This window comes from Streptomyces sp. NRRL S-337, from assembly GCF_000720175.1.
In the GTDB taxonomy this organism is placed as follows: domain Bacteria; phylum Actinomycetota; class Actinomycetes; order Streptomycetales; family Streptomycetaceae; genus Streptomyces; species Streptomyces siderophoricus.
In genome coordinates this window covers 218,954-243,692 of the sequence record NZ_JOIX01000003.1, presented here as the reverse complement: position 1 = coordinate 243,692, position 24,739 = coordinate 218,954, and the positions used below count along the sequence as shown (strand labels likewise).

General features: G+C 68.7%; 24 protein-coding genes and 1 pseudogene. 10 read left to right on the top strand and 15 right to left on the bottom strand.

Going from position 1 to position 24,739, the window contains the following annotated elements; all coding sequences use genetic code 11:
* Positions 1 to 7 precede the first annotated feature (7 nt).
* From IG62_RS0105105 to IG62_RS47690, 3 genes are all read left to right on the top strand, one after another.
* The gene (locus IG62_RS0105105; protein WP_234326282.1) at positions 8 to 274 is read left to right on the top strand and encodes a DUF3761 domain-containing protein; all 267 of its coding nucleotides are present in this window, start codon (positions 8 to 10) and stop codon (positions 272 to 274) included.
* A gap of 253 nt (positions 275 to 527) precedes the next feature.
* Positions 528 to 1,310, top strand: a complete 783-nt coding sequence (locus tag IG62_RS43080) for a hypothetical protein (RefSeq protein WP_158794983.1) — start codon at positions 528 to 530, stop codon at positions 1,308 to 1,310.
* Positions 1,307 to 3,412, top strand: a complete 2,106-nt coding sequence (locus IG62_RS47690) for a hypothetical protein (RefSeq protein ID WP_030798082.1) — start codon at positions 1,307 to 1,309, stop codon at positions 3,410 to 3,412. Before IG62_RS43080 ends, IG62_RS47690 begins: the two co-directional genes overlap by 4 nt.
* Before the next feature lie 117 nt (positions 3,413 to 3,529).
* Here the strand turns inward: IG62_RS47690 and IG62_RS50030 are convergent.
* A pseudogene (locus tag IG62_RS50030) lies at positions 3,530 to 3,670 on the bottom strand (ArsR/SmtB family transcription factor); the annotation flags it as partial.
* Between the two features lie 336 nt (positions 3,671 to 4,006).
* On the opposite strand from IG62_RS50030, the gene IG62_RS0105090 reads away from it, so the two are divergent.
* Positions 4,007 to 4,438, top strand: coding sequence for a DUF4440 domain-containing protein (locus IG62_RS0105090; protein WP_030798081.1), 432 nt, complete (start codon positions 4,007 to 4,009; stop codon positions 4,436 to 4,438).
* A gap of 235 nt (positions 4,439 to 4,673) precedes the next feature.
* The gene (locus tag IG62_RS0105085) at positions 4,674 to 5,351 is read left to right on the top strand and encodes a hypothetical protein (protein ID WP_234326281.1); all 678 of its coding nucleotides are present in this window, start codon (positions 4,674 to 4,676) and stop codon (positions 5,349 to 5,351) included.
* A 27-nt stretch (positions 5,352 to 5,378) separates the two neighbouring features.
* Here IG62_RS0105085 and IG62_RS48330 read toward each other — a convergent pair whose 3' ends face one another.
* From IG62_RS48330 to IG62_RS0105040, 8 genes are all read right to left on the bottom strand, one after another.
* Positions 5,379 to 6,413, bottom strand: coding sequence for a hypothetical protein (locus IG62_RS48330; protein ID WP_234326279.1), 1,035 nt, complete (start codon positions 6,411 to 6,413; stop codon positions 5,379 to 5,381).
* A gap of 139 nt (positions 6,414 to 6,552) precedes the next feature.
* Positions 6,553 to 6,747 (bottom strand): DUF1918 domain-containing protein, encoded by a 195-nt coding sequence (locus IG62_RS0105075; protein ID WP_030798072.1) that lies wholly within the window; start codon positions 6,745 to 6,747, stop codon positions 6,553 to 6,555.
* A 206-nt stretch (positions 6,748 to 6,953) separates the two neighbouring features.
* A complete protein-coding gene (locus tag IG62_RS0105070) occupies positions 6,954 to 7,703 on the bottom strand; it encodes a hypothetical protein (RefSeq protein WP_030798070.1) in 750 nt (249 codons plus the stop codon).
* 7 nt (positions 7,704 to 7,710) lie between these two features.
* Positions 7,711 to 8,364 carry an RNA polymerase sigma factor gene (locus IG62_RS0105065; protein ID WP_037837762.1) on the bottom strand — a complete coding sequence of 218 codons (654 nt, stop codon included), beginning with the start codon at positions 8,362 to 8,364 and terminating at the stop codon, positions 7,711 to 7,713.
* A 136-nt stretch (positions 8,365 to 8,500) separates the two neighbouring features.
* Complete coding sequence (locus IG62_RS43075) at positions 8,501 to 8,812, bottom strand: hypothetical protein (protein ID WP_158794982.1); 312 nt, start codon at positions 8,810 to 8,812, stop codon at positions 8,501 to 8,503.
* A 94-nt stretch (positions 8,813 to 8,906) separates the two neighbouring features.
* A complete protein-coding gene (locus IG62_RS0105050) occupies positions 8,907 to 9,989 on the bottom strand; it encodes a serine/threonine-protein kinase (protein WP_063755330.1) in 1,083 nt (360 codons plus the stop codon).
* The gene (locus IG62_RS0105045) at positions 9,986 to 11,746 is read right to left on the bottom strand and encodes an ABC transporter ATP-binding protein (RefSeq protein WP_199812412.1); all 1,761 of its coding nucleotides are present in this window, start codon (positions 11,744 to 11,746) and stop codon (positions 9,986 to 9,988) included. Before IG62_RS0105045 ends, IG62_RS0105050 begins: the two co-directional genes overlap by 4 nt.
* A gap of 638 nt (positions 11,747 to 12,384) precedes the next feature.
* Positions 12,385 to 12,795: a RidA family protein gene (locus IG62_RS0105040; RefSeq protein WP_030798058.1), complete on the bottom strand. Its 411-nt coding sequence runs from the start codon at positions 12,793 to 12,795 to the stop codon at positions 12,385 to 12,387.
* A 239-nt stretch (positions 12,796 to 13,034) separates the two neighbouring features.
* Here IG62_RS0105040 and IG62_RS0105035 point away from each other — a divergent pair, with 239 nt between their 5' ends.
* Positions 13,035 to 13,565: a hypothetical protein gene (locus IG62_RS0105035; protein ID WP_030798056.1), complete on the top strand. Its 531-nt coding sequence runs from the start codon at positions 13,035 to 13,037 to the stop codon at positions 13,563 to 13,565.
* A 285-nt stretch (positions 13,566 to 13,850) separates the two neighbouring features.
* Here IG62_RS0105035 and IG62_RS0105030 read toward each other — a convergent pair whose 3' ends face one another.
* Positions 13,851 to 15,068: a macrolide family glycosyltransferase gene (locus IG62_RS0105030; RefSeq protein WP_030798053.1), complete on the bottom strand. Its 1,218-nt coding sequence runs from the start codon at positions 15,066 to 15,068 to the stop codon at positions 13,851 to 13,853.
* A 177-nt stretch (positions 15,069 to 15,245) separates the two neighbouring features.
* Between IG62_RS0105030 and IG62_RS0105025 the strand changes: the two genes are divergently transcribed.
* The 3 genes from IG62_RS0105025 (at position 15,246) to IG62_RS0105015 (ending at position 18,322) form a co-directional block, all read left to right on the top strand.
* Complete coding sequence (locus IG62_RS0105025; RefSeq protein WP_051797617.1) at positions 15,246 to 16,094, top strand: MerR family transcriptional regulator; 849 nt, start codon at positions 15,246 to 15,248, stop codon at positions 16,092 to 16,094.
* A gap of 95 nt (positions 16,095 to 16,189) precedes the next feature.
* Entirely contained in the window at positions 16,190 to 17,005 is an 816-nt protein-coding gene (locus IG62_RS0105020) for an SOS response-associated peptidase (RefSeq protein WP_078871818.1), read from the top strand.
* A gap of 180 nt (positions 17,006 to 17,185) precedes the next feature.
* Positions 17,186 to 18,322, top strand: a complete 1,137-nt coding sequence (locus IG62_RS0105015; RefSeq protein ID WP_030798045.1) for a permease — start codon at positions 17,186 to 17,188, stop codon at positions 18,320 to 18,322.
* A 90-nt stretch (positions 18,323 to 18,412) separates the two neighbouring features.
* Here the strand turns inward: IG62_RS0105015 and IG62_RS0105010 are convergent, their stop codons facing one another.
* Positions 18,413 to 19,003, bottom strand: a complete 591-nt coding sequence (locus tag IG62_RS0105010; protein WP_199812411.1) for a hypothetical protein — start codon at positions 19,001 to 19,003, stop codon at positions 18,413 to 18,415.
* A 331-nt stretch (positions 19,004 to 19,334) separates the two neighbouring features.
* Between IG62_RS0105010 and IG62_RS44235 the strand changes: the two genes are divergently transcribed.
* The gene (locus IG62_RS44235; protein ID WP_051797615.1) at positions 19,335 to 20,828 is read left to right on the top strand and encodes a hypothetical protein; all 1,494 of its coding nucleotides are present in this window, start codon (positions 19,335 to 19,337) and stop codon (positions 20,826 to 20,828) included.
* Positions 20,829 to 20,893: 65 nt separating this feature from the next.
* On the opposite strand, the gene IG62_RS0104995 is transcribed toward IG62_RS44235, so the two are convergent.
* The 4 genes from IG62_RS0104995 to IG62_RS0104980 form a co-directional block, all read right to left on the bottom strand.
* Complete coding sequence (locus tag IG62_RS0104995) at positions 20,894 to 21,292, bottom strand: hypothetical protein (RefSeq protein ID WP_030798042.1); 399 nt, start codon at positions 21,290 to 21,292, stop codon at positions 20,894 to 20,896.
* 161 nt (positions 21,293 to 21,453) lie between these two features.
* Entirely contained in the window at positions 21,454 to 22,263 is an 810-nt protein-coding gene (locus IG62_RS0104990; RefSeq protein ID WP_051797613.1) for an SDR family oxidoreductase, read from the bottom strand.
* 98 nt (positions 22,264 to 22,361) lie between these two features.
* Entirely contained in the window at positions 22,362 to 23,273 is a 912-nt protein-coding gene (locus tag IG62_RS0104985) for a helix-turn-helix transcriptional regulator (RefSeq protein ID WP_051797611.1), read from the bottom strand.
* A gap of 193 nt (positions 23,274 to 23,466) precedes the next feature.
* Positions 23,467 to 24,669: an MFS transporter gene (locus IG62_RS0104980; protein WP_234326277.1), complete on the bottom strand. Its 1,203-nt coding sequence runs from the start codon at positions 24,667 to 24,669 to the stop codon at positions 23,467 to 23,469.
* Positions 24,670 to 24,739 lie beyond the last annotated feature (70 nt).

Sequence of the window (24,739 nt, the reverse complement as noted above, 5' to 3'; positions counted from 1 at the left end):
GGAATTCTTGAAGAGCCGTATAGCCGCCGCTGCGGCTGCCGTTGCCCTGGTCCTCGGGGTCGCCAGCACGGCGGAAGCGTCGACGACGCTGCCGCGCACGAACACCACGCACAGGTGCGTGCACCACACCACCGGCGTATGCGGGTGGAAGGCCGGCAAGAAGCCGGTGGACCGCTACGAGACCGCGCGCTGCAAGGACAACAGCCACTCCTACTCGCGCCACTCCAGCGGCACCTGCTCGCACCACCACGGTGTGAAGTACTGGTGGAAGTGAGGTAGCCACAGTTACGTGGTGATGCGCCGCCCCCATCCGCCATGCGGACGGGGGCGGCGGCGTGTTTGGGCGGCGGCCCGGAACCGCAGGCCGGTCGCGTGAACTCGATTGTCAGTGGCCGGCTTTAGGGTGATCCACATGGAAGCCATGGCTCTGGAACAGAGACTGCGAGACCATCCCACGATGTCGCCGCATGGCGCGCCTACGCCGACGCGCTGCACGAACAGGGCGATCCCCGGGGGAAGTTGATCGAGTGGAACAACGCGCGTGCGCGGCAGGCAGCGTCGCCCGCAATCAACTGGCGTCCGAGATACGGCAGTTGTCCCAGCAGCACCAAGACAGCTGGGACGCGGAGTTGCCGTCGGAAGTGACCGTCGAGGCGCGTCGGCACGGGTTCGCCACGAAGGTCGCCGTCGAATGGTCCGACGAGGCACCGAAGTTGATAGCGGAGGCCCTGCGCGGCCGCTTCGTGACCGCGTTGCGGATCAAGACGGGGGATGACCCGGAGGGCGAGGAGTGGGGGCAGGAAGAGGAGCATTGGGACGAGAACGGTCCGCTCATGCCGCCGCCCATCGAGGCGAACGGTCTCGCAAGCCTCGACCTCGGCAGGCTGGTCGCACTCGACCTGTCGTACTTCCGCATCGGTGACCCCGGTGCCGAGGCCCTCGCGGCCGCGACCGGGAGCGGCCGGATCGAGACGTTGGACCTGCGGTACTGCGCCATCGGCGACTCCGGCCTGGTGGCCCTCACCGCATCCCCGCACTTCGCGGCGGTCCGGCGCCTGCACCTCCAGTGCAACGCGGTCACCGCGGAAGGCGTGCGCTCGCTGGGGGGTTTCCCGAACCTCACCGAGCTTGACCTCCGGTACAACCACATCGGCGAGGACGGCGTTGACGCCCTCCTGGCGGCACCGTTCATCGGCTCGCTCAAGCGTCTTCTGCTGTACCGCGACGACGTCTCCGAGGCGGGCGTGCGGAAGCTCGCCTCCGCCCCTCAGCTCCCGACCACCCTGCGCAGCTACTGGAGGTGCGTGTGAGCGCCGAACTCCGCGACCGTTTCTTCGCCCTCTCGACCGGTGAGGCCACCGACGAAGAGGTCGCCCGCTACCGCTCGGAGGTCGACGCGACCGACACCGAGCCCGCCGCGGTGCTGGACGGGCTGTCGGTCTCCTGGCACCCCACCGCGCGCCACAAATCGGTGCGCTTCGTCGACGCCGAGCGCATAGACGCCGACGTGCGCGAGCTGTTCGCCCGGCCCAGCGAGGGCGCGCCGCATCTGGCCGCCGTCTTCGCCGATCCGCGCGAGCTGTCGTTCCGTACGTTCGAGAACATCGTTCCGCTGGACCACCTGTTTGCGGACGTCCCCCTTGACCTGGAGCTCGCCGAGCCCGTCGAGCTGGGGCCGGAGGCGTACGCGCTGTCGTTGCGACTGCCGGATGCCGCCCGCGCCGGCCTGGAACGGCTCGACTCGCTCAACCTCTACGTCCCGCCGCTCAACGCCTCCTCGCGCGGCGGCGAACGCTTCATCTTCCACTCGGCGCTGCTCGCCGAGGCGCTCACCAAGGCAGTGTCGGCCGCGATGCCGGAGGCGGTGCTCGACGGCTTCTCGCATGTGAATCCCGTATTCCGCTGCAACCGCTTCGAGCCCGACGACAACAACTTCCACCACCACCGTGATACGCCCTACTACGACGCCGCCCGCGGCCACGTCTCCCGCCACACGGTGCTGCTCTATCTCACCGGGGGCTCCGCCGATCCCGCCCTGGACCTCGTCGGTGGGCCGGCGATCTCCGAGATCGAGCCCCTGACCTGCGTGATCTTCGATCAGCGGTACGAGCACGAGGGCGCGCCCTACCGTGACGGCCGCAAGGTCTTCCTGCGTACCGAACTCGTCTTCAGCGAGCCGGACGTCACGCATGACCCCGAGATCGGCGCGCTGTTCAGCAAGGCCTGCTACTGGACCGGCGAAAGCGTCTTCGCTCCCAAGCTCGCCCGCCATGCCGACGCCTACTACAACCAGGTCGCCGCAGCGCATTGGAACGGCCTCACCGCCGGTGGGACCGACGAGCCCTTCGTCCACAAACAGTTCCGCGGCGTGCATTTCCTCGCGAACGGTTACGACTTCTGGTTCCCGAAGAGCGACACCCTCTCGCTGGCCGAATGCGCCGCGATCACGCTGCTCGACTACTTCAATTGCAAGATCGGCGACACGGCGTTCCGTGATCTGTGCGACACGGCCGTGATCGAGGCCGAAGGCGCAGACGGCACATGGATTCCCGCCTTCCTCAAGGCCGCGCGCGCTGAGTCACCGAAGTCAGCGGAGGCAGCCGAGTCAGCGGCTTCGTCGGACTCTCCGAATCCGTCAGACTCTCCGATCCCGTCAGAATCGCAATCACCGTCACCGTCGCAGACACCGTCACACTCGCCCGTCTCGTCGTTCGACAAGTTGGCCTTCTTCCCGGACGGGGAAGAAACGGACAACGTGTGCTGCCCATTCCACGACTTCGGCAGGTTCGACGCCACGCGCTTCGATGAGATCGTCGATCTCTACGAGCGCGCTCAGACCTTCGCCAAGGCGCACATCATGCCGGCGCCGGTCCTGATGCTCGGGGAAGACGTGGTCCTCGACCCGGAAAAGTTCGTGATCCGGGGCAATCAGATACACATCCTCGGCAAAGAGCCGCTGACGCCCGTGAACTTCGCGGCGTGCTGGAATTCCGGTGGGTCGCCCGACAACTACATCGACGTCGCGGCCACGGTCGGTGCGGCGCACTTCCTCGTCCCGCCGATCGTCTTCAGCGAGTCGGACGACTGCTACCACCTTCAGTTCGACTTCTTCCGCAACACCTGGATGGTGAAGCACCAGCAGTCCACCGTGCCCGTCCCCATGATCCGCCGGATCGACGAGGGCGAGACCGAGGAACTCGACGAGGAAGAGGCCTATCCGTGGATGGACGCCGTCGACCCCTCACTGGTCACCGGCGGTTCCGATGAGTCCGCCCGTACCCCTTGGTGGGCCGACGAGTCCCCACTCGTCGCCGAGCTCTACGACCACCTCGCCGAACGTGAGGACTACTACGACGATGAGGACGACGACGGGGACGACGAAGACGACGAGGGCCAGGGGGACGACGACTAGGAATCCCGCTCGCGCTGCTTCCATGAGGACACGCAGAAGTCCCGGGAAGGCTTGCTCGAACTCGTCGCTGCGCAGGGCGTTCATGCGCGAAGTACCCGCGTAGTACTGCCTGATGAGGCCGGCCTCGCGCAGGACGTGGAAGTGATGGGTGACGGTGGAATTGCTGACCGGCAGGTCGATCGTGCCGCAGGCAAGCTCCCGGCGAGCGGCGTACAACTCACGGACGATCCGCCGGCGTATCGGGTCGACCAGGGCCACAAGCACCGAGGCCGACCCGGTGGCGCGTTCGCGGCAATCGCCTCGCCAACTCACGTCTGTCGCCAACTCACGCCTGCCGCCAACTCACGCCTGCCGCCAACTCACGTCGACGGGTCTACGGATAGGGGGATGCATGATGACCAGAGCAGTGCGGTTCCACGGGCACGGTGGCCCGGAGGTCCGGCGGCTGGAGGACGTGGAGGTCGGTGAAAGGGAAGCAACTATTCAAGTTTGACTAGGCCGCGACAACGACCTACTCTCCTCTCGTAGTCAAACTTGACGAGCCCTGCGACGCCCGTGCGCGACAAGTGCCCGAAAGCTTGAAGAGGAGCCAGCGTGACCGTTCTGCCCCCGACCGGCTATGTCCCCACCACCGAGGACCGCGCGAGCCTGGACGCCTGGTTCGCGGAGTACGACGCCCAGAGCGCGAAGCGCAACATCGAGCGGATGGCCGAGATGGCGGTCTTCCCGCTCAACCTCGTGAGTGATGACGCTTCCGGCAACGGCCGTTCGGCCCAGTGGGACCGCGAGCAGTTCGTCGCGACGATGACCCATGTCATGGGGGACGGGAGCGAGGACATCGGGTTCGAGTCGATACGAACGCCCGTCTTCCTCTCCCCCGCCATCGCCGTGGTCTTCACGGACTCGACCATGACGATCCAGGGCGAGACCCAACAGCTGCGGTACGCCGACATCCTGATCAGGCAGGACGGAAAGTGGGCGTTCCAAACGATGATCCAGGGCGGCTGGGGCGACAACCTGGGCTGAGCTCGACTGACCTCGGCTGACCTCGACTGAGCTCGGCGCCACCGCCGTAGCGAGGAGGAGCCCGAGCCCCGGTCGCGCCGCCCATCCGGGCTGCCTCTGGTGCAGGGCAGCCCGGATGGACGCGACGCGCCCGCCCCTACGCCACGCCCATCCGGCCCCGCCACGAGTGGCAGCCGCGATCCGGCCCGAGGATCCTGGAGCGTGATCTCCAGCACGACAGAGCGGGAGCGGGTACGTGAGGGCACCGAGTGCGGGGCGCACCACGGTCAGACGCTGGAGCGTCAGGCGCTGGTGTCTGCGCCACCTCCGGCTGCTGCCCGCCGTCGTGCTCGTCGTCGGTGCGCTCCTCGATTACCACACCTCTCCCCACTTCAGCGGAGAGGCGTTCTATACGGCCGCGCCGATGACGGCCGCCGCCCTGCTGTCGCTGCGCGCGACGGTACTGGCATGCCTCGCTGCCTGCGCCGCCGATTTCGCGCTGCTCACCCACTTCGGGTTCATCGACGATTCGGGCGGGCAGAGCGAGCTGGCAGCGGTCGCGACCGTCTCGGCCTTCGCCGTCATCGTCAACCGCCTCATGTACTACAGCAACGTGCGTCTGCAGTCCGCCCGCAGAATCGCGCTCGCCGTCCAGCGTGCCGTGCTGCCGAAACTGCCGACCTCGATCGGACCGCTGCGGATCGCCGTGCGCTACCAGGCGGCCGTGAAGGACGCACAGATCGGCGGTGACCTGTACGGCGCGCAGAACACCCCGTACGGCATGCGCTGCCTGATCTTCCCTGGACCGGACGCACTCCTCGACAGCCTGCTCACCGAGGCGAACCGCCACGCCAGAGGTCGCATCGACGATGACATGGCTCTGCTCGCGGTAACGCGAACGGGGAGGACAGGGACGGGGAGCGAAGGTGTCTGAGGCTGCTCACGGGCAAGCGGCCATGATTCACGCCTCCATGCGCAGCCAGGTGTCCCCCGTTCGGAGCCACAGGACGCCGTCGCGGCCTTGGCCGCAGCGCATGACGACCCGTCCGGGCACGCGGAGCTTACGACGGCTGGTCACCGTCCATGTGGGGGTGTTGGGGCCGTTGGGGGTGTTGGGGGTCTCGGGGCAGGTGGGGCCGGCAGAAACGGTGGTGTCGTCGAGCTCGGCACGGATGAGTTCGACGGACCGCTGGTGGTGATTGCGGACGGTCAGCACGGCGCGATGGCCGCGGACGGCGAACCCGTCCGGGTTGGCGACCGGGCTGCGGTAGCTGGTCGCTTCGCCGGTGGACGGGGTGATCCGGGTCAGATACGTGCCGGCACCGCGTCCGCCGCCCGAGTACCAAACCAGCCACACCCGTTCGCCCTCGGTGGCGGCAGTACAACCTTGCAACGGGTGGGCGGGGAGCCGCCCTTCGGGCACCCATATCGCATGGCCCTCGGCATTCCAGCCGGCCATACCGGCCGCTGACTCCGGGTGGCCGCCGTAGATGCCCTCGTCTCCGTAGGCCGCCCAGATTCCCCCGTGGCGGTCGGCGACCAGAGTGGAGATGTCATCGCCGATGCAGAATGCGCCTTCGGGTTTCCCTGAGGGCGACAACACCACGGCGTTGGGTATCCAGTCGCCCTCGGTCGCCCCCTCCTCCGTCTTGGTCCTGACGGTGCGGCCGGCGGCCACGAGGAATCGCGATTCCGGAAGCAGGACCAGGTGACTGGGTCGGATCGGGATGCTCTCCCACGGCGTGCGCCGCTCTCCCTGTGCCGTGACGGTGACCAGCTCACCGCTGAACGGGGCTTCCGGCCCCCACCCGATCCATCCCTTGACGTAGCGAGAGCGGCTCAGCTGCCTCCGGTGAACCAGCAGGACCGCCAGTTCCCCGGCGGGCCCTACGTTCCACCACAGGGCCCGCCACCCTCGCACGGCATCGACGGCGGGCAGCCGCCAAACGATGCCTGTCGCGGCGTCGGAACGGGCTGCCACGGGCCGAAGGTTCATGGGAGACACCTTGGTGACTCCAGGGGCTCGCGCCGCCCGAAGAGCGCTACCTTACCCGGACCTCAACCCTCACCCGAGCCTTGTACGCAAGCCGCCCAGCCGCCCCCTCCTCCACCGGCGCCTCAACGCCGCGACGGCCTCATGCTCCGGTTGCGAAAGGCCGGACCACGGTGTCCGGGCCCGGGGACATGATGGTCTCGTGACCGTCCTCGAAGCGCACCCGATACGGTGGGCTGCCGTTTGATCCCAGCACCTCGATGACTTCGGCAGTCCGGTCGCGCTGCCCGACGATGCGCCCGTGAATGAGCAGTCTGTCCCCTACGCTGACCTGCATGATCATGCCCTTCTGAAGACCGGTTCCGGCCCGCATGGCATCCCCGTAGCAGCACTCCGCTATGCACGGTGTCACCGGATCGGACGCAGCGTCACTTTCTCGTCCCGTTCCGGCGTCACTTTCTCGCGTCCCGTTCCGGCGTCGCTTTCTCTGGGTGAGGCCGCATCGGCTGTTGTCCCCGGGCGGGGCTGCTCCGCCGGGAGTGATCACCGCCCGGTGAAGTGCGCGGTGGCAAGGACGTGGCCATCGGTCGCGGTCAGGCGGGCGCCCGAGAGCGTGGAGGGGTTCACGGAGGTCGGGGCACCCCAGTAGGCGTAGCCGCCGCGGAGGCTGAAGGTGCCGAGTCGGACGGTGGTGCCGTCGGTACGCTCCAGTGTGCAGATGACCTTTCCGCTGTACCGGATACCGGCGTCGGCAAGATCGACGGACATGAAGACCCAGCCGCGCGGTCCGGAGTGGGCGTAGATTTCGCCGACCGGTTGTCGATGGTCCGTACCGCCTGCGGTCAGATTCGCCCGCAGCATTCCCGCCGCGGTCTGGACGGGCGGTGCAGGGCCGGCGGCCAGGTTTTCGATGGCCGTACCGACGGCCCAGCCGCCGAACCCAAAGCCCAGCGCGATCACGGCCGCGGCGGACGCGACCCGTAGCCGTACGCCTCTGCGGACCCGCGTGGGCCGCAGCGCGGCGCCGCGCGCGTTCTCGCGTCCGTCACGTGCGGCCTGCACCTGGGTCAGCCGCCGCGCCACCCGGCTTTCGAAGCCGGCCGGCGGCTCGCTGCCGGGCAGGAGGGACAGCAGCCCGTCGCCGACGAGGGCGAGCTGCTCGATGTACTCCCGGCACTCCGCGCAACGGTCCAGATGAACGGCCGCCTCGGCCCGCTCCCGGCCCGAGAGCACGCCAAGGGCCAGCTCGGCACCGATCTCGTGCAGCTGTTCGCAGGTCAGGTCCTTGTTCATGGCCGCCTCATTCATGGCCGCCTCGCTTCGGAGGCGCGGGATGCGAATCGGCGGGATTCGTAGCTTCGGAATGTGTCGGGTGCGGAGGGGCCGGGTTCGGTGAGGTGAGAGTGGTCCGCAGTTTGCCCATGGCGGTCCGGATCCGTGTCTTGGCGGTGCCGAGTGGGATGTGCTCCCGGTCGGCGATCTGCTGCGCGGTCATTCCGTAGATGCCCGCCATCACCAGGGCACGGGCCTGCTCGCCCGGCAACTGCGCCACCGCGGCCCGAAGGGCGGCCGACGCCTCGTCTGCGAGCGCCCGGTCCTCGGGGGTGTCGGTCACCGCGCCGAGGAGCGCGTCGAGGTCCTCGGGGGCCACCGGCTCCGGCCGACGCGACCGGACGGCGTCGATGGCGAGGTTGTGGGCGATGGTCGTCAACCAGGTCGTCACCGATCCGCGGCGTGAGTCGTAGACCTGCGCATGCCGCCACGCACGCTCGAAGGTCTGCTGGGCGATGTCCTCGGCGAGCTGCGGATCGCGGGTGACCGCGAGCGCGACGCCGAGGACCGTGTGCTGGAATCGCCGTACGAACGTGACGGCGAGCTCCGGATCCCCCGTGGCCAGGCCAGCCAGCAGCGCCTCGTCGGGGATACGTCCGACTGGGAGCTGCAACTTCTGCATACCCTTAGGTACGGTCCGCCCCGGCCAGGGGATTGCCCTGCGGTTACGGAAGACCACGCATTCATTCTCTCTCGGGGCAACGGCTCCGCTGGCGCGGTCACGACATGCCGGCGTGGACACGACGTACCGGCTGTGGCTACCCAGCGTGCACGGATGCGGTGGGGCGGGTGACCTCAGCGGGCGGGGTCCGCGTCTTTGCGACGCCGCACCAGGCGACGAAGGTGATGATGAAGGCCACTTCGGCGACCATGCACAGGACGCCGTAAGGGGGGTCCCAGCCTTCTTCCTGGTAGTTGGGCAGCCCGACGGTACGGGACAACGCGAAGCCGAGAACCATGCCACCGCTGACCAATGTGCCGAGCAGCCACGCCGGTACGGGGTTCCGCCGCGCAAGACCTGCCGCAGCGACGAGAAGCGCCACACTGCCGGTGAGGAACAGGATTCCCATGTACGGCACTTCTTTGAGATGTTCGGGGACGAGGAGGAGATGAGCGACCGCGCTGAGGAGCGCGCAGACGGCGGCAACTCCCCTCAGCGAAGCCTCAGCTGGGCGAGAAGGCATCGGGGCCTCCCGGATGTGCCGGTGTCTGGTGTCTGTATCTGTGTTCGGTGTCTGTGTTTGATGTCTGTGCTCGGTGTTGTGTTTGGTGTGTGGTGTCTGGTGTACGTAACGAGCCTGGTGAATGGTTCATGATCGTCGGCGATGGCTGGGCCGGCACTCCGCGTCGACCGTGTGGCAGCACACCGTCCAGTACCGCTGCGAGTTGGGCGAGTGAGGGCCGGGCGCGCGGGTCGGGGGACAAACAGCTGTCGATCGCCGCGGCGAGGGAGTGGGGCAGTCGCCGGCGTGTGCTGACGGACGGGGCTCGTTCGTCGAGCTGAGGGTACCGATCGGTCTCGGCGTCGGTGCCTGATCCGGTGCCGCTGCCGCTGTCGGTGCCGCTGCCGCTCTCGGTGTCCGTGTCGGTGTCGGTGTCGTCGAAGGGGACGGCGCCGGTGGCAGCCTCGTACAGCGTGCTGCCGAGGCCCCAGACGTCGGTCGCGGGGGTGAGCGTTCCGCCGCGCGCCTGCTCGGGGGCGAGGTAGCAGAAGGTGCCGACGCCCGGCGGGGCGGGGCCGGGTGGGCGGGCGATGCTCAGGTCGAGGACCTTTGCGCGCCGGCAGCCGACCACGATGTTGGACGGCTTGATGTCCAGGTGCAGCAGGCCCTTGCCGTGCAGGTAGTGGAGCGCCGAGCACAGGTGCAGGCCGAGCAGGGCGAGGTCGTTGGTGGCCAGGCGGCGCTGTCGGCGATCGACGAGGTGGGCCAGGGTCTCGCCGGTGAGCGTCTCCAATACGACGTACGGTTCCGGGGTTTCGCCCGTTTCGTAGGCGCGGACCAGGTGTGGGTGGGTGAAGGTCTGGAGCCAGTGGCCCTCTTGCAGCAGTCGCTCGCGCAGCCTCTGCTCGCCTTGTCGGTCCGGACGCAGCACTTTCACGACGCATCGGCACTCCCGCTCCTGGCTCCAGGCGTCGTAGAGGTCCAGCCCACCGGTGCGGCAGAGGTGGGCAAGGATCTCGTAGCCCGGGGCCACGGTCGTTCCGGCCGTCAGCGGCGGTGTCTTGGGGGGCGGCGTACGGCTCATCGCAGCACCTCGGCCATCGGCGGGCCGCCGGGCCCGTGCAGCCGGTAGAGCCGGGCATACGACGCGCTGCGGCTGAGCAACTGGTCGTGCGTGCCGTGGTCGGCGATGCGGCCGTCCTCAAGGAGCACGATCTGGGTGGCGTCGCGGACGGTGAGCAGGTTGTGGGAGATGAGGATCGTGGTGCGACCGCTCATCAACAGGCGCAGTGGTTCGAGGATGCGCCGGCCTGATTCCGCGTCGAGGCCGGTGGTCGGCTCGTCGAGGATGAGGAGGGGAGCGTTACGGATCATGGCGCGGGCGATGGCGAGGCGCTGTCGCTGTCCGCCGGAGAGCAGCCGGCCGCGCTGGCCCACCACGGTGTCGTAGCCCTCGGGAAGTTGGCTGATGAAGCCGTGTGCGTCCGCGGCGTGAGCTGCCGCGACGATGTCGTCCTCGCTCGCGTCGGGGCGGCCGTAGGCGATGTTGTCGCGCACCGTGCCGTGGAAGACCAAGGTCTCCTGGAGCAGTACGGCGACGTTGTTCCGTAGGTCGTCCAGGCGCAGATCACGAAGGTCGTTCCCGTCGAGGCGGACGGTTCCGTGATCCGGGTCGTAGAAGCGGAGCAGCAGCTTGGCGACGGTCGACTTCCCGGCTCCGCTCGCCCCCACCAGTGCCAGGGTCTCCCCCGGGGCGACGCTGAAGGAGACGTGGGAGAGGGCCGGCCTGGTCGTCCCCGGATACCGGAAGGAGATGTCGTCGAACCGGATCTCACCGCGCGCGTGCCCGAGCTCCCGGGGGGCCGTGGTCTGGACGACCTGGGGCCGCTGGTCGAGCAGTTCGATGATCCGCTCCGCGGCGGCGGACGCCGAGTAGAAGGTGTTGCTGAGGCCGGAGATGCCGCGGATCGGGCTGTAGAGCCTGCTCAGCAGGGTGAGGAACACCATCAGGCCGCCCAGGGTGAGGCGGCCCTGGGTCAGCTCCCAGGTGCCCAGGCCCATCACGAGCAGCGCGCCGGCCAGCTCGATGACGTCGATGACCGTGGCGTACACCGCACCGATGCGGGCCGACGCCATGGCCGCCCGGAACCGGCCGAGGTTCTCGCGCTCGAACCTGCCGTGCTCCCACCGCTGCCGGTTGTACGCCTGCACGAGGACGATGTTGCCGAGGGCCTCTTCGGTGACCGCGCTGACCGAGCCGCTGCGGCGCCGCCGTTCCCGCGAGGCGGCCTTCACCCGCCGGGAGAAGCGCCGGGCGGTCCACCAGAACAGCGGCGCGATGACGAGGGCGAGGACGGTCAGCTCCCACCGGAGGTAGAACAGCACGCCGAGGAAGATCCCGAGCCGCATCACCTGGGCGATCGCGCTGACGATCCCGGAGAGCAGGAACGTCTCGACCGCGTCGACGTCCCCGGTCACGCGGGAGAGCACGTCCCCGAGCCGCCGCCGCTCGAAGAATCCCAGTGACAGGCCTTCGACGTGGCGGAAGAGATCGGAGCGCAGGGCCAGCAGGAAGCGTTCACTGACCCAGGTGGAGGTCACCTCGTCGGCGAAGGCGAGGACGCCGGCGAAGAACGTGAACGCGAGGTAGGCGAGGGCGATCGGCAGGAGCAGGTGCAGATTGCGCGGGACCAGCATGTCGTCGATGACGATCTTGAAGAGCCAGATCTCGGCCGCGTCGACCACCGGGCCCAGCACGACGAAGGCCAGGATCACCACCAGCCAGCGCCGACCGCCCCGCGTGTACGGCCAGAAGCGCCGGAATATGTCCCGCAGGGCCACCGGCGGAGCGGGCTCGACGAGGCCGCCGGTGGTTCCGTCCTCGGTTCCGTAGGGGATCCCGTCCGTGAATGTGGCGGACGAACGCAGGGAAGGGCGCTGGGAAGGATGCTCCGTAGGACGCTCCGAAGGGCGTGTCTTCTTCTTTCCCCCGGCTTCGCCTTGCGCGCCACCGGGGGAGGAAGCGATCGGCCGCGCACTGCTCATATCACCTCACGCCTCAGCCGCACCGACTGATGCGGCCGGGCCAGGGCCCGGCCGCCGAGAGTCAGCAGGAGTGTTCAGCACCTACCTTCATCCGTGACTGCTGTCGTGACCACGGTGTCCTCCATGACGCCGACGCCGACGCCGACGGCGATCGTGGTCGTCTTCGGTCGTGTCCCTGCGCCTGCCCGTCGTCGAGCGGTCACGACGGCTGTGGCTCAGCGCGGGAGCCAGGTTTTCGAGGACTCCCATGCTCTTCCCTTCTCGGTCCCCCTCCGCAAAGCCCCCCTTGAACCATCCATCAATCACGTATACGGAGGAAAGTTGAAAAAGGATTCAACCGGCGCCGACATCTCTCACCGGACATCGGTCGCCGGGTGCAACGGTCACTGGGCAGATCGGTCACCGGGCCCTTGCGGCCCTCTTGCGCCGCGGGTTCAGGAATCGAGGACGGCGGCGACGGCCTCGATCTCCACGAGCTGGTCGTGGTAGCCGAGCACGGTGACGCCCATCAGCGTGCTGGGAACGTCATGGTCACCGAACACGTCCCGGACCACCTCCCAGGCCGCGACCAGATCCTCCTGGCGGTGGGAGGCGACCAGAACGCGGGTGCTGATGACGTCGTGCAACTCCGCCCCGGCGTCGGCCAGCGCGGTCCGCAGGTTCTCGACGGCCTTGGCCGCCTGCCCGGCGACGTCCCCGATCGCCGCGGTGGAACCGTCCTCGTTCAACGGGCACGCCCCGGCGAGGAAGATCAGGCGGGACTCAGCGGGGGCCGTGGCCGCGTAGGCGTACTCGGCGACATCGGACAGGGAGGCGGAACGGATCAACGTGACGGCACGAGGCACGGACATTCCTTTCGCGGCGTGTGCAAGGCGTCCATGACCCTGTCAAAGATCGATTCCATATTCGACGCATTTTCCCGGCCCGCTGACCGCCGTCGGACCCGACCCACCCCACGACGAGAGCCAGCAGCACCACGACGCCCGGCCGCCGGGCACACCGCCACCATCATCCCGTACGCAGTCGGCGACGGACCCGCCAGGGCGAGGTAAAGGCGCGGTAAACCCTGGCGTACGCTCCGGGCATGAGCGAGCGAAGAGCGCTACTACGGCGCATACGCGTGTGGCTGGTCATCTTCATCATCTGCCTGGTGCTGAGCGGGCTCACGGCCTTTCCCCTCGTCACCGAGCTGCACCTGGTCCATGGCGCCCTGACGTCGTGGGCCTCGTCCGTCGGCGAGACGCTCCCGGGGCTCGCCGACTGGATCGAGCGTGTCCGCGACGGCCTCGACGCCACCGACGCGAAGTACCCGTTCGTGCTGTACGGCACCGACTGGTTGGCCTTCGCCCACCTCGTCATCGCCGTCGCCTTCTACGGGCCGTACCGCGATCCCGTGCGCAATATCTGGGTCATCGAGTTCGGCATGATCGCCTGCGCCGGAATCGTCCCGCTCGCCCTCATCTGCGGGCCGGTCCGGGGGATCCCCTTCTGGTGGTCGGTCCTCGACATGTCGTTCGGCGTCTTCGGCGTGCTCCCGCTGCTCCTCGTACGCCGCCTGATCAAGCGCCTGGAGCGCTTCGACAGAGCTCCCGGCGCGGAGCCTGTCCCCGTCTGAGGTAATGCCGCCCTTGTCCAAACCAAGGCGCATAGCTGACCGCCGGACAGGGCAGGCGCAGTGGAGCGAGGGGTTCATCCCTGAAGGGCGGGGTGTGCAACGGGTGCTGGAGATGTCGCCCGTTGCACACCCCCACCCTCGACCGACGGGAGGACCTCAACTGACGTGGTCAGCCGCCCAGTTGGGCCGGACCCGGCCCGTTGGGCTGGTTCACGTCGTAGCGGTCAGCAGCTGCCGGTAGGTGTCAGCCGTGCTCCGCAGTGATCAGCGGTGAGTGCGGTGCGGTCAGCGCAGATAGTCCTCGATCACGTCCGCGCCGCGGGCCGCGCCGCCGCTCTCCCGGACGACCTTGCGCATCCGGTCGAGGTTGGCGCGTACTGTGGGGTCGGAGGCGACGCGGGCGACCGCGGCGCGCAACGACTCAGCCGTCACCGTCGCAGCGTCCAGTTGCTCACCGAGCCCCAGTTCCTGCACGCGCCCGGCGTTGGCCGCCTGCTCGGGCATCTGTGGGACGGCTATCAGGCCGACCCCGTAATACAGCGCCTCCATCGTGGAGTTCATGCCGGTGTGGGAGACGAAGGCGGCCGCATGGCGGAGCACGGCCGGTTGCGGAAAGCGGGGGCGTACGTCGATGGTGGGCGGAATGTCGCCGAGTTCGGCGAGGTCCACATTACCCACGGTCATGGCCACTTGGTACGGGCCCTGGCCGAATGCCTCGATGCAGGCGCGGTAGAACTCGGGACGGTCGTTGAAGACCGTGCCCAGTGAGATGAACAGCACGGGGGCGTCGGGGTCCGCGGGCGACCACGGTTCGTCCTGTTCGCGGCTGCCCAGCGAGGGGCCGATGAAGTGGAAGCGTTCGTCGAAGGAGTCCCCCGCCGGCTGGAATTCCCGCGGTATGAAGACCAGGTTGAGCTTCTCCGTCACATCCATGAGGTGTTCCGGGTCGAGCTCAACACCGTGTTCGGCGGAGAATTCCGCGCACTCGGGGCCGAGGGCCGCGGTGAAGGGATTGACGGGGGCGCTGGAGTCGGTGTCGGCGTTCGAGTCGGTGTTTCCGCCGCCGCCGTGGCTTCGCATGAAGTTGGCGAAGAGCGAAAACGTCTCGTTGGAGGCGAAGTTGGGGATGCAGCGGACGGCGGGAATGCCCAGCTTCTCGGCGACGACGCGGGCCGACCAGTTCATCGCGTCGTAACAGATCGCGTCCGGCAAGTCGTTGAGGCAGTGCTCGTGCAGTATGGGGTAGGCCGAGCTCATCGCCGTGAACATGTGACGCATGAAGTTCGCGATGTCGGCGGGGCCGAACTCGCGCGGTGGCGTCAGCAGTTCCCACGGCGGCAGCTCCACCCAGCGCGCGCCCGCCCGGATGACCGCTTCGGAGTGTTCCGCGCTGGTGGCGTAGTCCACTCGGTGTCCACGCCGCACGAGTTCCTCGACCAGCGGGAGGGTGGGGTTGACATGCCCGTGCCCGGCAAGGGTCACGAATAACAGGTGTTTCGCCATATCGCACATTCTACCGAGTCGGCAAATTCCGCCTGCGCGGAGGCGGATGGTGGATCAGTCAGTCGGCCGGTCGCCCATGCGGTCAGGCAGGGATGGTGGCCTCCGGCCGCTCCGGCCGCGTCATGCATGGCTAGGGCTCGCTTTCGACGACGTGAGATGACGTGAGAGGCTGAGTCGATGCAGAGCGATGCCCACGAGTGGGAATCGGCACTTCTCGCGGAAGGCGCCGAACCGATTGGCCCCGAGGGCCTCACCGTTGGCCGAACGGCTGCGCTGGTCGGGGTCAGCGTGAAGACGCTGCATCACTGGGACGCGATCGAACTCGTCCGCCCGAGCGGCCGCACCTGGGCCGGCTACCGGGTCTACTCCGGCGACGATGTCGCCCGTATCCACCGGGTCCTGGTCTACAGGGAGCTTGGGATTCCGCTCGCCGACATCGGACGGATTCTGGACGACCCTGACACCCATGCGCGCGACCACCTGCGTCGGCAGCGGTCACAACTCACGGAGCGCATTTCCCGTCTGCAGAAGATGGTCGACGCAGTCGATCGCATGCTGGCGGCGTCCAAGACGGGGATGCGATTGACTCCGGAGCAGCAGGTCGAAATCTTCGGTGCCGACTGGCAGCCCGCCAGGGTGGAGGAAGCCGAGGAACGATGGGGCGACAGCGCCCAATGGGCGCAATACGCCGAGCGGGCAGCCGAGATGACACCGGAGGACTGGAAGGGGGTCGCGGTCGCGACCGAGGCCCTGAACGCAGACCTCGCCGCTGCGTGCCGTGCCGGCGTCGCCCCGGGTTCCGCCGAGGCGAATGTCCTCGCAGAACGACACCGCGCGCTGATCTCCACGTACTTCGACTGTCCGCACCCGAGGCAGGTGTGTATCGGGCGGTTGTACGTCAGCGAACCCGGCTATGCCGAGTACTACGACGCGCTCGCCCCGGGCCTGACCGTCTGGCTGCGCGACGCCATCTTCGCCAATGCCGAGACCCACGGCGTCGACCCGGAATCCGCGACCTGGGAGTGATCGCTCACCCGGTAGGGGACGGCACGCCATAGTAAGGACCAAACGCCACAAGCGTTAGCACACACCTCATGGGGCACCCATGCCACAGTGGGGGTATGTGCGGTCGATACGTTGCCACGCGCAGCCCGCAGGACCTGGCCGGGCTGTTTCACGTCAGCCGGTGGAACCCGGAGCAGCTGCTGGCGCCGAGCTGGAACGTCGCGCCCACCGATGACGTGTGGGCGGTGCTGGAGCGCCCTGATCGGGAGACGGGCGAGGTGGCGCGGCAGCTGCGGGCGCTGCGGTGGGGGCTGGTGCCGTCCTGGGCGAAGAGCGTGGACGTCGGCGCGAAGATGATCAATGCGCGGATGGAGACCGTCCACGAGAAGCCGGCCTACCGCCGTGCCTTCGCCAGGCGCCGCTGTCTGCTGCCCGCGGACGGCTTCTACGAGTGGCAGGCGGTCCCGACGGAGGGCAGGGCCAAGCCGCGCAAGCAGCCGTACTTCATCAGCCCCGAGGACGGGCAGCCGATGGCGATGGCGGGACTGTACGAGTTCTGGCGCGACCCGGACGTGGCCGACGACGATCCGGCGGCGTGGTGGACGACCTGCACCATCATCACCACCGAGGCCACCGATGCGGCCGGACGGGTACACCCCCGCATGCCGCTGGCCATCGCCCCCACCCACTACGACGCCTGGCTCGACCCCGCCCACCAGGACCCCGAAGAGCTACGCGCCCTCCTGACCACCCCCGCCGACGGCCACCTCAATGCCCGCGCGGTCTCCCCCGCCGTAAACGACGTCCGCAACAACGGACCCCAGCTGCTGGAGGACGCACCGGCCGACCGGAGCGGCTCGGACGGCAAGGACGGCTCGGGCGGCGTGCTCGGCTCTGGTGGCGGGGCCGGCTCGGGCGGCTCGGGTACGTGACGCTCTGCGGGCCGGAATCTGCCTGCTCGAAGGCCGTCCCGGCGAGCCGCCGCCCGGCGCCTGGCACGCTCCTCCCGGCACCCCCTCCCGGCACCCGCGACCCGACACCGGCCACCCGCGCCCGCCCCGTCAGCCGTGTCGATCACCCCTGTCCCGTACTGCCGCGGGAAGGCTTCAGGGATGGTCCACTCCGTACTGCATGCGCTGTCGATCGCCGGTTCCATGACCTGGGAGATCACCTGGGCCCTGATCCTGGGCTTCGCCCTGTCCGCCGTGGTCCAGGCGGTCGTCCGCAAATCCACCGTGGTGTCGCTGCTGGGCGACGACCGGCCCCGCACCCTCGCGCTCGCCGCCGGCCTGGGCGCGGCGTCCTCCTCGTGCTCCTACGCCGCGGTCGCGCTGGCCCGCTCCCTCTTCCGCAAGGGCGCGCACTTCACCGCCGCCATGGCCTTCGAGATCGCCTCCACCAACCTGGTCATCGAGCTCGGGGTCATCCTCGCGCTGCTCATGGGCTGGCAATTCACGGCCGCGGAGTTCGTCGGCGGGCCCGCCATGATCGTCGTGCTGGCCGCACTGTTCCGCCTGCTGCTGCCTGACGGGCTCCTGCGGCGGGCGCGCGGGCAGGCCGAACGCGGCCTGTCCGGGTCCATGGAGGGCCACGCCGCGATGGACATGTCCGTACGGCGCGAAGGCTCCTTCGCCCGACGGCTGGTGTCCGGTGAGGGCCTCACCGCCACGAGCCATGTGTTCGTCATGGAGTGGGCGGCGATCGTCCGGGACCTGGTGCTCGGCCTGCTCATCGCCGGTGCCATCGCCGCCTGGGTACCGGACGCGTTCTGGCGCGGCTTCTTCTTCGAGGGCCACCCACTGGCCGCCAAACTGTGGGGGCCCGTCATCGGCCCGCTGGTCGCGATCGCCTCGTTCGTCTGCTCGATCGGCAACGTCCCGCTCGCGGTCGTGCTGTGGAAGGGCGGCATCAGCTTCGGCGGCGTCGTCGCCTTCATCTTCGCGGACCTGCTGATCCTGCCGATCCTCAACATCTACCGGAAGTACTACGGCGCCAGGATGGCCCTCTTCCTCCTCGGCACCTTCTACCTCGCCACCGTCATCGCCGGCTACACGGTGGAGTTCGCCTTCGGCGGCCTCGGCCTCATCCCCGACCAGTCCGACGCCAAGGTCCCTATGGAGGGCGTCACTTGGAACTACACCACCTGGCTCAACATCGCCTTCCTCCTCCTGGCCGCCGTCCTCCTCCTCCGCTTCTTCCGTACGGGCGGACGCGACATGCTCCGCATGATGGGCGGTGGGGCCGGATGAGCCGGACAGGCCGGATGAGCTGTACGGGCCGGATGAGCCGGACGGGCCGGGACGCCCGATTGCAGCGCTCTCCCCGGACGACGTCGCCGCTCAGTGCCGGCTGTTGAGGAACCCTATGGTGACCGCTCCCCACCAGCACATTTGAGACACCGCCGCGGTGGCGGCGCCCCACCACAGGGTCCGCGGCCTCAGTACCGGTGCCTCAGGGCGCGCGGTTGCCGCGGGGCGGGCCAGGTGCCGAGCGAGGACCCGGGCCTGCAGGCCGTTGAGGGTGAGGACGAGGACGAAGGCCAGCTTGGTGCGGGTGAGGGTGGAGCCGAGGTCGGGGTGGAGCAGGGCGCCGCTGGCGACCAGGCCCGCGAGGCCCGCCCAGACCGGCGTGTGGAGCCGGTCGGCCGTGGTGAGCGCTTCGGCCAGGGTGCATCTGCCGGTCAGCCACAGCAGACCGTAGTAGTCGATCACCAAGACCGCGCCGAATCCCAGCGCCATGGAGGCCAGGTGGACGAAGAGTGCCGCCGTGTGCAGCGCCGGGTCGGGGTGCAGGTGGGCGGAGGCCCACAGGCAGAGGGTGAGGGCGAGGACGGCCAGCAGGCCCGCGGCGCCGACGGCCCACCACGAGTCGTGCAACCGCAGCCGTGAGGGGTGATTTGCGGCGGTGGTGGTTGCGGACAGCGATGACACGTCGAGCTCCAGGCGGGAAGGACAAATAACGAAGGTAAGGCTTACCTAAGACCATGGGTTTCGGTCAACGTCAGAGGGCCGGAGAGGCGCCGCGCTACCCAAAGCGTGGCCGCACCGAGACATGGCCGATATCTGACCTGCCGGCAGCCGCGCAGGCGCCTGACCTGCAAGCATGCCCCCGCTCCGACCACGTCGCCCGTTACACCTATGCCCGGTATGTCCACGTTCTGCGCCTGGGAGGTGGACGGCTCAGCAGCCCGCGTCGGTCACCTCGGGCGGACCTTCGTCTGCGAGCACGGTCGCTGTCAGTGGTCGCCCCTACAGTGTCCGTATGGTGCCTGAGACACAGCCGGAAAACTCCCCGGAGGAGCTGCTTCAGCAGTGGATCGGCGATCTGCCGTATCAGCTGCTGTTGTTGGAGAAGGTGCTCCTCGACAGGAGCGTTCCCTTCGACTACTCCCCCGAGTCGCTGGAGACCTTGGAGGCCCGCCTGCTGGAGCACCACGACTCCGTCCAAGAGCCCGAGAAGCGGGCGGAGTTCGTGGAAAGTGCGATGGCCTATCTCGGCGAAGTCCTGCTCGGCACAGCGGGCGGTGGCTGGGGCTGGAACACCCGGCCGGTCGACGACCGTCCGGGTCAGCCGGTCGTCTGGCCGGACCCGGACCTTGAACTCTCCCCCATTGCACCGCGGTTGCTGATAGCGCACGCCCTCCGGGTCCGCACCGGTACCGCGTTCGCCAATGAGGTGGAGCGGCTGCGGGCAGCTGTGTCCGCGCTGCAGGACGCGGTTCCGGGGTGGAAGCCGGTCAAGGAGCACACACCGCGGGTGGACCCCACGGTGCCGATGCCTGAGGATCCGGTGCTGACCGCCTGGCTGGACGAGCGGCGCAAGGCACTGTCCGCCTGGGCCGAGGACGCGTTCAACGGAGCATGGAGATGGAATTTCCACCCCGACACGTTGGACTGGCTGGAAACCGTGGTGCGGCAACGGTTCGCCACGGCGGAGGAGTTCGATGCGGCCCGGGACGATCCGTTCGTGCAGGGCGCCTGCTGGTACCTGGGCGAGGTGATCCGCCGCGTCAAGGGCGCGGTGTGGCAGTACATCCCCTTCGATCCGGAGGCCGGGCCGGGGGCCCCGGGATCGCGGGAGAGCCCGTGGACCGAGGTGCCGTTCATCGACCAGCCGGACAAGCGGGTCGGGGGCGCGGCGATTCCGCTGGGGTGCCTGCGGGACCTGTTCCTTACGGAGGACAGCCTCCGGGACCTGCTGATCTGGTTCAGGGCGACCTCGTACGCGCACGTGGGAGCGCTGCTGGCGCGGATGGGCATGGTGTCGCAGGAGAAGGTCGACCGCGTCCTCGCCGAGTACGCCGAGTTTGCGCACAACGAGCTGCCACCCCATGAAGTGCCGGACACCCTCGAAGCGTTCGGTGTGGCGATATCGGCCCACGGGGACGACGTCGACGACCTCGAGGGGAGCTACGCGTGGATCCTGGCGGACGCCGAGGCGCTCACCGAGGGCGCGGTCACCATCACCGACGTCCGGCTGCGTGAGGACGAGAAGCTCGGTGAGATCCTGGAGTTCAAGCGCAACGGCGTCGTGGTGACCCAACAGACCGAGCATGAGTCGGATGACTACCTGGATCATCTGGCGATCATGGAGTTCATCGACCACGTCAACCCCGACCCCGAGGACGATCCACGCCGGTTCTACCTGGTCCAATTCGTGCGCATCCGGGAAAGCAACTACGACACGCATTACCTTTTCGCCACACCTGAACAGGCGACCGTACTGGAGAAGCACCTCGGTCTGGAACTGCGCTGAACGATCGGGCCTTCACGCCCGCCAGTCGCCCGCCACGGCCTTCCGCGAACGTCCCGGTCGGCGGCCTACGAAGGCACCTGCCGTGTGCGCAGCCGGAGTTGCACCTCCTTCTCCTGATCACCGGAGGCCGAGCCGACCTCCTGGACGGCGAACGTGCGGGCCAAGCCCGCGTGCAGGCGGTGGACCGCCCGGTAGCCGCCCTGCAGGCTGACCGTCACCGACTCGGTCAGCCGGCGCGGCTCCACCTCGGCAGGATCCTCCGATACGTCAACGGACGCTGCCCATACCGTCGGCTGCACCCCGGGTGAGCCGCGAGGCACGTCCTCGGTCGCCCGGTTGGAGGTGAACAGCGCGTTCAGCGCGCCGAACACCGCATGTGCGTCCTCGGCCCGGCAGTCGGTGACCTCCACCTGGACCTCGTCCGCCTGCTGACGGGCCTGCGCGCCGGCCTCTGAGTCCCTCATCGTCGTCTTCCGCCTCCTTTGCCTACAGGGAAACCGTTCCGCCGGTGCGCGTACCCGATCAGGCCCCACCTACAACTGGTGGTGCAGACGACGGAAGGGCCTGACACTGCAGGACGGAAGGGCGGCGGCGTGGTTGATTCCGGTCGCCGTCGTGGCGCCGGTCAGCGTTGCTTGGCCGGGCGGACGACGATTTCGCTGACGTCCACGCCGGGTGGCTGGCCGATCGCGTAGGAGATGGCGTCGGCGACGCTGCTCGGCGGGATGGAGTCCGCTCGGTATGCCCGCATCGCCTCCCGGGCGGCCTCGTCGGTGATCGAGTCGGCCAGTTCTGACTCCACGACGCCCGGGGAGACCGTGGTGACGCGGATGCTCGGGTCGAGTTCCAGGCGGAGGCCCTCGGTGAGGGCCCAGGCGGCGTACTTCGTGGCGCAATAGACGGCACCCGTGGGCACCACCTGGTGGGCGCCGATCGAGGCCACGGTGACGAAGTGGCCGCTGCCCTGACGTTGGAAGTGGGGCACGGTGGCGGCGATCCCGTGGAGGAGGCCGCGGACGTTCACGTCGATCATGCGGTCCCAGTCGTCGACCTGGAGGGCGTCGAGGCGGGAGAGCGGCATGATTCCGGCGTTGTTGACGATGACGTCGATCCGGCCGTGCCGTTCGGCGGCCGCGTTCACGAAGGCGGTGACGGCCACCCGGTCGGTCACGTCGAGGCGGCGCACATCGGCCCTGCCGCCGGCGGCCTCGATCTCCTGCGCGACCTCGATCAGTCGGTCCTCGCGGCGGGCGCCGAGTACCACCTTGTGACCCTCGTGTGCCAGGCGTTGCGCGGTGGCGCGACCGATGCCGCTGCTCGCGCCGGTGATGAGGATGACTTTGGAGGGGGTGGAGGACTCCGGGGCCGCGCCCGGCACGGGGTCGGTGGTGCCTTCCGGCGCGGCTATGGCGGCTTGGGTTTGTGGCGCGGTCATGCGTTCTCCTGAAGGGGCTGTGGTGGAACGGTGGAGGGGCACGGCGGCATGGCGCATCGGCGGCAGCCAGCAGGGCCGATGTGCGGGAGGAACCGGAATCAGCGCGTACGCGGATCCACGTCGACGGCCGGCTCGGCCACAGACTCGACGGCGGGATCGGCCACGGCGCCAGTGACGGCGGCGGAAGCGGCGGTGAGGCTGCCCAGCAAGGAGAGGGCCTCCTCGGAGCGGCTGGCCGGGGCGGCCTGGTAGACGACCAGTTGCTGTCCGGGGGCACTGTTCACGGTCAACGACTCGTAGTGCAGGGCGAGTTCGCCGACGAGGGGGTGGTGGAAGCGTTTGGTCTCGTGGGTCTTCTGGCGGATGTCGTGACGGGCCCAGAGGCGCCGGAAGGTCTCGTTCTTGACCGACAGTTCGCCGACCACCTCGATGAGGCGGGGGTCGTCGTACGCGGTGCCGACTGCCGCGCGCAGACCGGCGACCGTGTTGGCCGCCACCTGGTCCCAGTCGGGGTAGAAGTCGCGGGCGTCCGGGTCGAGGAAGACGAGCCGGACCAGGTCATCGCTGTAGGTGTGGCCGTCGAACAGGGCCTCCCCCAGTGGGTTGGCGGCCAGTACGGTCAGGCAGTGGTCCAGGACCACGGCGGGGGTGTGCGGCCAGGCCGCCATCATGCGCAGCAGGTGAGGGCTGACCTGCCCGCGCCGGGCGGGCCGGCGGCGTCGGACGGAGGAGGGGCGGGCGAGCCGGTGCAGGTGCGCGGCCGCGTCGTCCTCCAGCTCCAGGGCCCGGGCCAGTGCGTCGACCACCTGGGCAGAGGGGTGACACTCCCGGCCCTGTTCCAGCCGTACGTAGTAGTCGGTGCTCACACCGGCGAGCCGCGCCACCTCCTCGCGTCGCAGCCCGGCGACGCGGCGGCGGGCGCCGGCCGGTAGCCCCAGGTCCTCGGGCCGGAGCAGCTCGCGGCGGGCCCGCAGGAATCGCCCGAGGAGGTTCTCCGTTGTGATCTCCATGGCATCGAGGCTAGGACGGAAGGCGGGTGCGCACGACCCCCAAGAGTGGGCGCAATACTCCCACCCTCCGCCCCTCGCCGGGCGCCCTCCGCTCCTCCCCCCGGGTCCCCTCCACTCCCCCATCCACCCGGCCCGGTTGCCCGCCGCACGCCTTCCGTTCGCAACTCCCCGTCAGCGTGCGGCGGTTCGGTTGTCAGCCGGCCTTAGGTACCTGCTCCGTTTCGCCCTGTTCCGCGGTGCTCCGCTTCGGCTTCACGAAGGCCAGCGGCGCGGCGATGAGCACGGCGAGAGCCATCACTCCGGCAGTCACGATCGAGTCACCGGTGAACAGGCTGCTGGCGACGCCGGTGAGCAGCGTCACCAGCAGCGCTCGTCCGCTCATGTTCAACGAGGACGCGGCGCCCTGGAGCTCAGGGAAGACCGCCAGGGAGCGACCAAAGATGACCGGGTAGACCGCGGCGAAGCCGACGCAGAAGACGGCGATGGGGCCGGTGGTCGCCCATGCACCTTCGCCGAACACCAGGAACAGGGCGATGCCGAGGACGGTGGCGGCGATGCCGGGGACCACCGTGCGGTCCGGGCCGCCCAGTACCGAGATGAGCTTCGAGGCGAACAGGCTGGTCAGGGCGAACGAGGCCACGATGATCAGCAGATGGCCGGCGAACCCGATCGTGGACAGCCCGTAGGTGCCGGTGTAGAGGAACGAGCTGGACGCGATGAACACCATGTAGGCGGCGAACAGCAGGCTGGGTACGAGCGAGGCGGCGAGGAACTCCTTACTGGAGAGCAACGCGCGGTAATCGGCGCTGACTTGACCGACAGTCATCGGGTCACGACTGCCCTTGGTCTCGGGCAGGAAGCATGCCATCAGCAGCACGGCGACCAGCGTGACGCCGCAGACGGTGGCGTAGTTGCCGCGCCAGCCGATCGTGCGGTTGATGAGTCCGCCGAGCGCGGGCGCCACCGTCATGAAGGTGGACATCGCGGCATTGGTGAGCCCGAACATCTTGAACAGCGCGGTGCCTTGGTAGACGTCGCCGATGATGACGAAGACCAGGACCACGGAGGTGCTGGCGCCGACGCCCTGGACGAGCCGGGAGCCGAGCAGGAACGTGATGTTGGGTGCGATCGCGCAACCCAGAGCGCCGGCCAGCATGATCGTGTTGCCGATCAGCATGACCCTGCGCCGGCCGAACCGGTCCGAGAGCGGGCCGTAGGCCAGGGCGCCGAGGCAGTAGCCGAAGAAGTTGTAGGTGATCGTCAGCTGTACCGAGGACTCGGACGCCGTCAGGCTCTTGGCGATGTCCGGGAAGCTGGGCACGGACATGTCGAGTTCCATGATCGTGCCGATCAGCGTCACGACCAGAAGGGCAGGCAGATATCTGTGTTGTTTCATGGCCTCATGGGGAACGGACCTGATGGGAAGAAGGCATGCGGGCACGCTGAGCAGAGCCGTGCCGGGATCG

Coding starts and splice junctions, on each gene's coding strand:
- IG62_RS48330 (WP_234326279.1), bottom strand. CDS start 6,413: ATGAACCTTCGGCCCGTGGCAGCCCGTTCCGACGCCGCGACAGGCATC.
- IG62_RS0105075 (WP_030798072.1), bottom strand. CDS start 6,747: ATGCAGGTCAGCGTAGGGGACAGACTGCTCATTCACGGGCGCATCGTC.
- IG62_RS0105070 (WP_030798070.1), bottom strand. CDS start 7,703: ATGAACAAGGACCTGACCTGCGAACAGCTGCACGAGATCGGTGCCGAG.
- IG62_RS0105065 (WP_037837762.1), bottom strand. CDS start 8,364: ATGCAGAAGTTGCAGCTCCCAGTCGGACGTATCCCCGACGAGGCGCTG.
- IG62_RS43075 (WP_158794982.1), bottom strand. CDS start 8,812: ATGGGAATCCTGTTCCTCACCGGCAGTGTGGCGCTTCTCGTCGCTGCG.
- IG62_RS0105050 (WP_063755330.1), bottom strand. CDS start 9,989: ATGAGCCGTACGCCGCCCCCCAAGACACCGCCGCTGACGGCCGGAACG.
- IG62_RS0105035 (WP_030798056.1), top strand. CDS start 13,035: ATGAGCGAGCGAAGAGCGCTACTACGGCGCATACGCGTGTGGCTGGTC.
- IG62_RS0105030 (WP_030798053.1), bottom strand. CDS start 15,068: ATGGCGAAACACCTGTTATTCGTGACCCTTGCCGGGCACGGGCATGTC.
- IG62_RS0105025 (WP_051797617.1), top strand. CDS start 15,246: ATGCAGAGCGATGCCCACGAGTGGGAATCGGCACTTCTCGCGGAAGGC.
- IG62_RS0105020 (WP_078871818.1), top strand. CDS start 16,190: ATGTGCGGTCGATACGTTGCCACGCGCAGCCCGCAGGACCTGGCCGGG.
- IG62_RS0105015 (WP_030798045.1), top strand. CDS start 17,186: ATGGTCCACTCCGTACTGCATGCGCTGTCGATCGCCGGTTCCATGACC.
- IG62_RS44235 (WP_051797615.1), top strand. CDS start 19,335: ATGGTGCCTGAGACACAGCCGGAAAACTCCCCGGAGGAGCTGCTTCAG.
- IG62_RS0104995 (WP_030798042.1), bottom strand. CDS start 21,292: ATGAGGGACTCAGAGGCCGGCGCGCAGGCCCGTCAGCAGGCGGACGAG.
- IG62_RS0104990 (WP_051797613.1), bottom strand. CDS start 22,263: ATGACCGCGCCACAAACCCAAGCCGCCATAGCCGCGCCGGAAGGCACC.
- IG62_RS0104985 (WP_051797611.1), bottom strand. CDS start 23,273: ATGGAGATCACAACGGAGAACCTCCTCGGGCGATTCCTGCGGGCCCGC.
- IG62_RS0104980 (WP_234326277.1), bottom strand. CDS start 24,669: ATGAAACAACACAGATATCTGCCTGCCCTTCTGGTCGTGACGCTGATC.